This is a genomic window from Streptomyces pseudogriseolus (genome assembly GCA_002154585.1).
GTDB lineage: Bacteria > Actinomycetota > Actinomycetes > Streptomycetales > Streptomycetaceae > Streptomyces > Streptomyces pseudogriseolus.
This window is the reverse complement of the sequence record MUNG01000101.1, coordinates 1-4977: the sequence shown is the minus strand read 5'-3', so window position 1 is coordinate 4977 and position 4977 is coordinate 1. Positions and strand designations below refer to the sequence as shown.

General features: G+C 74.4%; 6 protein-coding genes. 5 read left to right on the top strand and 1 reads right to left on the bottom strand.

The features are described from left to right. From CCN29_RS10890 to CCN29_RS10870, 5 genes are all read left to right on the top strand, one after another. Positions 1-328, top strand: a 328-nt coding sequence (locus CCN29_RS10890) for an ATP-binding cassette domain-containing protein (protein WP_143661305.1), incomplete at its 5' end; no start/stop codon positions are given. Next, positions 325-1128 (top strand): ABC transporter ATP-binding protein, encoded by an 804-nt coding sequence (locus CCN29_RS10885; protein ID WP_086681252.1) that lies wholly within the window; start codon positions 325-327, stop codon positions 1126-1128. The genes CCN29_RS10890 and CCN29_RS10885, both read left to right, overlap by 4 nt. Next, positions 1125-2021 (top strand): branched-chain amino acid ABC transporter permease, encoded by an 897-nt coding sequence (locus CCN29_RS10880; RefSeq protein ID WP_006133030.1) that lies wholly within the window; start codon positions 1125-1127, stop codon positions 2019-2021. Before CCN29_RS10885 ends, CCN29_RS10880 begins: the two co-directional genes overlap by 4 nt. Next, positions 2014-3153: a branched-chain amino acid ABC transporter permease gene (locus tag CCN29_RS10875; protein WP_086681250.1), complete on the top strand. Its 1140-nt coding sequence runs from the start codon at positions 2014-2016 to the stop codon at positions 3151-3153. The genes CCN29_RS10880 and CCN29_RS10875 overlap by 8 nt, the downstream gene beginning before the upstream one ends. Beyond that, the gene (locus tag CCN29_RS10870) at positions 3150-4430 is read left to right on the top strand and encodes an ABC transporter substrate-binding protein (protein ID WP_031020882.1); all 1281 of its coding nucleotides are present in this window, start codon (positions 3150-3152) and stop codon (positions 4428-4430) included. Before CCN29_RS10875 ends, CCN29_RS10870 begins: the two co-directional genes overlap by 4 nt. A gap of 47 nt (positions 4431-4477) precedes the next feature. Here CCN29_RS10870 and CCN29_RS10865 read toward each other — a convergent pair whose 3' ends face one another. Next, positions 4478-4960: an MSMEG_6728 family protein gene (locus tag CCN29_RS10865; RefSeq protein ID WP_086681254.1), complete on the bottom strand. Its 483-nt coding sequence runs from the start codon at positions 4958-4960 to the stop codon at positions 4478-4480. Between the last annotated feature and the right edge of the window lie 17 nt (positions 4961-4977).

Genomic DNA, 4977 nt, shown 5'->3' with positions numbered 1-4977 from the left:
GCTGTCCGGCGGCGAGCAGCAGATGCTCGCCATCGGCCGCGCCCTGATGGCCGCGCCCCGCCTGCTGCTCCTGGACGAGCCCTCCCTCGGCCTCGCCCCGCAGATGGTGTACCGGATCGCCGAGGTGATCCAGGAGATCAACGCGCAGGGCACCGCCGTGCTCCTCGTCGAGCAGAACGCCGGCATGGCGCTGTCCCTCGCGAGCCACGCGCACGTCCTCGAGGTCGGCGAGACCCGCCTGTCGGGCCCCGCCGAGGAGCTCGCCCGCACCGACGCCGTACGCCGCCTGTACCTGGGCGAGTCGGCGCAGGACCAGGGGGCCGCGTGAACGACCGCACCACCACCGCACCGCCCGAGCTCGCCGTACGGGACGTCACCGTGCGCTTCGCCGGGCTCACCGCGCTCGACGGGGTGTCCTTCACCGTCGCCCCCGGCTCGGTGCACGCGCTCATCGGGCCCAACGGCGCCGGGAAGTCCACGTGCTTCAACGTGCTGTCCGGGCTGTGCCGGCCCGCCGCCGGCACGGTGACGCTCGGCGGCACGGAACTCACCCGGCTCGCCCCGCACCGCATCGCCGCGCTCGGCGTGGCCCGTACCTTCCAGAACATCGTCACCACCCAGGGCACCGTCGCCGACAACCTGATGCTCGGCCGGCACGCCCTCACCCGGGCCGGGTTCACCGCGAGCGCCCTGCGGCTGCCGGGCGCCCGGCGCGAACAGCGCGAGCACCTCGCCCGCGCCCGGGAGATCGCCGAACTGACCGGACTCGGCGCCCACTTCGACGCGCCCGTCGGCCTGCTGCCGTACGGCGACCGCAAGCGCGTCGAACTCGCCCGCGCCCTCTGCCTGGAGCCCCGTGTGCTGCTGCTCGACGAACCGGTGGCCGGCATGAACGCCGCCGAACGCGCCCGCACCGCCGAGGTGGTGGGCGAACTGCGCGCCGAACTCGGCCTGTCCGTGGTGCTGGTGGAGCACGACATGGGTCTGGTGATGCGCCTCGCCGACGAGGTCACCGTGCTGGACTTCGGCCGGCCCATCGCGCACGGCACACCCGACGAGGTCCGCCGGGACCCCGAAGTGCTCCGCGCCTACCTCGGCACCGACGCGACCGGGGAGGACGCGGCATGACGGATCTCCTGGACAGCCTGCTGGGCGGACTGGCCCTCGGCGCGGTGTACGCGCTGGTCGCCCTCGGCTTCGTCGTCATCTTCAAGGCCTCCGGCGTGCTCAACTTCGCCCACGGCTCCCTGCTGCTGTTCGGCGGCTACCTGGTCGCCGTCCTCCACGACGACCTGGGCTTCGCCGGGGCGCTCGCCCTCGCGGTCCTCGCCACGGCCGCCCTGGCCGGGGCGCTGGACCGGTTCCTGCTCCAGCGCGGCGGGCAGGACGCCCACTCCGCGCACGTGCAGACCATCGTCACCATCGGCATCGACATCGTGCTGCTCACCGAGCTGGCGCGGCGCATCGGCGGCGACCTGCTGACGCTCGGCGACCCGTGGGGCGACGCGGTGACCGAACTGGGGCCGCTGACCGTCGCGGACAGCCGGCTCGCCGCCATCGCCGTGTCGGCCGTGGTCATCGCCGGGGTCTTCGCCCTGTTCCGGTTCACCTCCTGGGGCCTGTCGCTGCGGGCGGCGGCCGAGGACATGGAGGCCGCCGCGCTGATGGGCGTACGCCTCGGCCGGGTACGGGCGGGCGCCTGGTGCCTGGCGGGCGCGCTCGCCGCGCTGGCCGCGGTGTTCCTCGCCGCGTTCCCCGCGCCGGGTCTGGAGCGCACCACCGGCCAGATCGCGCTCAACGCCTTCCCCGCCGCCATCCTCGGCGGACTGGCGTCCCCGACGGGCGCCCTCGCCGGCAGCCTCGTCATCGGGCTGACCGAGGCGCTGGTCGTCGGCTACCAGTCCGAACTGCACGTCCTCGGCGAGGGGTTCGGCGACGTCGCCCCGTACGCCGTGATGCTGCTCGTGCTCCTCGTGCGGCCCAACGGGCTGTTCGGCGCGAAGGGAGCGGCCCGTGTCTGACCGGACCGCGCTCCTCACCCGCCGCCGCGCCACCCTGCTCACGGTCGCCGTGCTGCTGTGCCTGCCGCCGTTCTACCTGGACGCCTTCTGGCTGCGCATCGGCCTGTTCTCCCTGGCGGCCGCGATCGGCGCCACCGGCCTCGCCCTGCTCAGCGGCACCGCGGGACAGCTGTCCCTCGGCCACGCCTTCTTCCTCGCCGTCGGCGCGTACGGCTACACCTGGCTGGCCGGCGACCCCGGGCCCGGGCTGCCGACCGCCCTCGCCGTGCCCCTCGCGGTGCTCATGGCGGGCCTCGCCGGCGGGCTGTTCAGTCCTGTCGCCGGCCGGGTCAAGGGCATCTACCTGGGCATCGCCACCCTCGCCCTGGTCTTCCTCGGCCACCACGTCCTGCTCACCGCCGAGTCGGTCACCGGCGGCTTCAACGGCCGTTCCGTGCCGCCGCTCTCGCTCGGCGGGTTCACCTTCGACGCGGGCGACGAACTGACCGTGCTCGGCGTGCCGTTCGGCGCGGAGGAGCGGCTGTGGTTCCTGGGCCTCGCGCTGTTCGCGGTCACCTGGTTCACCGCCCGGGGCCTGCTGCGCTCCCGCCCCGGCCGGGCGCTGGCCGCCCTGCGCGACAGCGAGACCGCAGCCGCCGTCATGGGCGTCGACGTGGCCCGGCACCGCTCCGCCGCCTTCGTGGTGTCGTCGATGTACGCCGGCCTCGCCGGGGTGCTGCTGGCGCTCGCCTTCCGCCGGGTGGTGCCCGACTACTTCTCTCTGGTGCTGTCCGTCGACTACCTCGCCATGATCGTCATCGGCGGCCTCGGCTCGGTCGCCGGAGCCACCGCCGGCGCCGTCTTCGTGACCGCCCTGCCGCTGCTGATGACCCGCTACGCCGACCAGCTCCCGCTGGTCGCCGCACCCGGCTCCGCCGAAGGCGCGGTCGGCCCCACCGAGGCCGCCCGCTACCTGTACGGCGCCGCCATCGTCCTCGTCCTGCTGTACGCGCCCGACGGGCTGCACGGTCTCGCCCGCCGGTCCCGTGACCGCCTGCGGCGCCGCCGCTCCCCGACCTCCGACCCGGCTTCCGCCGTTCCCTCGCCCTCGCCGCCGGCCGCGGCCGCTCGACCCAAGGAGCACACCCTGTGAACACCGGACACACCCGCCGCCCCCGGATCCGCGCCGCCTCGGCCGTCCTCGCCGGCACCCTCGCCCTGCTGCTCGCGGCCACCGGATGCAGCTCCAAGGCGGAGGGCGGCGACAAGGGCGACGCCGCCGACGGCGTCCGCACCGGACCCGGCGTCGACGACGACACCATCAGACTCGGCGCCCTCACCGATCTGACCGGCCCCTACGCCACCCTCGGCAAGAGCATCGTGCAGGCCCAGCAGATGTGGGCCGACGAGACCAACGCCAAGGGCGGCATCTGCGGCCGCGACGTCGAGATCGTCGTCAAGGACCACGGCTACGACGTGCAGAAGGCCGTCACCGCCTACGCCGACATCGCCCCCGACGTGGTGGCGCTGCCGCAGGTCATCGGCTCCCCGGTGGTCGCCGCCCTGCTGGACGACGTCGAGCGGGACAAGATGCTCACCTTCCCGCAGGCCTGGGCGGCCTCCCTGCTCGGCAAGGACGCCGTCCAGGTGCTCGGCACCACCTACGACGTCGACATGATCGCCGCGGTGGACTTCCTCACCCGCACCAAGGGCCTGAAGAAGGGCGACACCATCGGCCACGTCTACTTCGAGGGGGACTACGGCGCCAACGCCCTGGAGGGCTCCACCTGGGCGGCCGAGCGGGCCGGGATGAAGGTGGCCGGGCAGAAGATCCAGGCCACCGACACCGACCTGTCGGCGCAGGTGTCGGCGCTGCGCAAGGAGGGCGTCAAGGCCGTCCTGATCAGCGCGGGACCGGCGCAGACGGCCTCCCTGGTCGGCGTCGCCGCCTCACGCGGGCTGAAGGTCCCCGTGGTCAGCAACGCCCCCGGCTTCGCGCCCCAGCTGATGGAGACGCCGGCCGCGCCCGCCCTCGCCGCCATGCTGAACGTGGTCAGCGCGGCGCCCGCGGTCAGCTCCGACCTGCCCGGGGTGAAGGCCATGGTGGCGGCGTACCGGAAGAAGTACCCGGACTCGCCCGTCGACTCCGGCGTGCTGTCCGGCTACAACGCCGCGAAGCTCATCGGCGAGGACCTCGCGAAGGCGTGCGAGGCGGGCGGCCTGACCCGGGAGGACGTCGTCAAGGCGCACCGCTCCCAGTCCGACGCGGACACCGGGCTCGGAACGCCGCAGGACTTCTCCGACGTGAACCGTCCCGCGAGCACCGAGACGTACGTCCTCAAGCCGGACGCGAAGGCGGTCGGCGGCGTGGTGAACGCCGAGGACGCCCACACCGCCCCCGGCGTCGAGGAGTACCTCTCCGGCCGCTGAGGCACGCGTGACGCCCCGGCGCGCCCGCCACGCGGGAGCGCCGGGGCTCAGCCGGCCGCGGCCTCCGGGTCGCGGTCGGAGGACGGCCAGAAGTAGGGCAGGTCGTCGGGATCGTCGGGGAACAGCTGCCGGTAGACGTCCGGGGCCTTGCGCACCAGCGCGGAGCGGTGACTGCGGTGCACGGCCTCGTCGCCGAGCCACGGCGGCAGCTCACCGGCCCGGGCCAGCTCGTCCTGGTCGCGCACCGGCGCCCCGGGCCGGACCGTGGCCAGGTCGGCGACCAGGGTGGCCGCGCAGCTGTCCTGGTGGCCCTGGTCCCGCCAGACCCGGCAGATCTCCAGGCCGTAGCGCACCAGCGCCTCCTCGTAGCCCGTCCACATGCGCACCGCCGGATGGCGGCGCCAGCCGTAGCCCGGCACGATCAGCCCGCGCAGCACCTGGAGCGCCTCGACCCGCTGCTTGCCGAGCCGCTTGCGGTCGAGGACCAGCGCGGTGCCGCAGAAGTCGGGGTAGGGGAGGAAGGTCTGCACGGGGGCCGTCCGGGAGG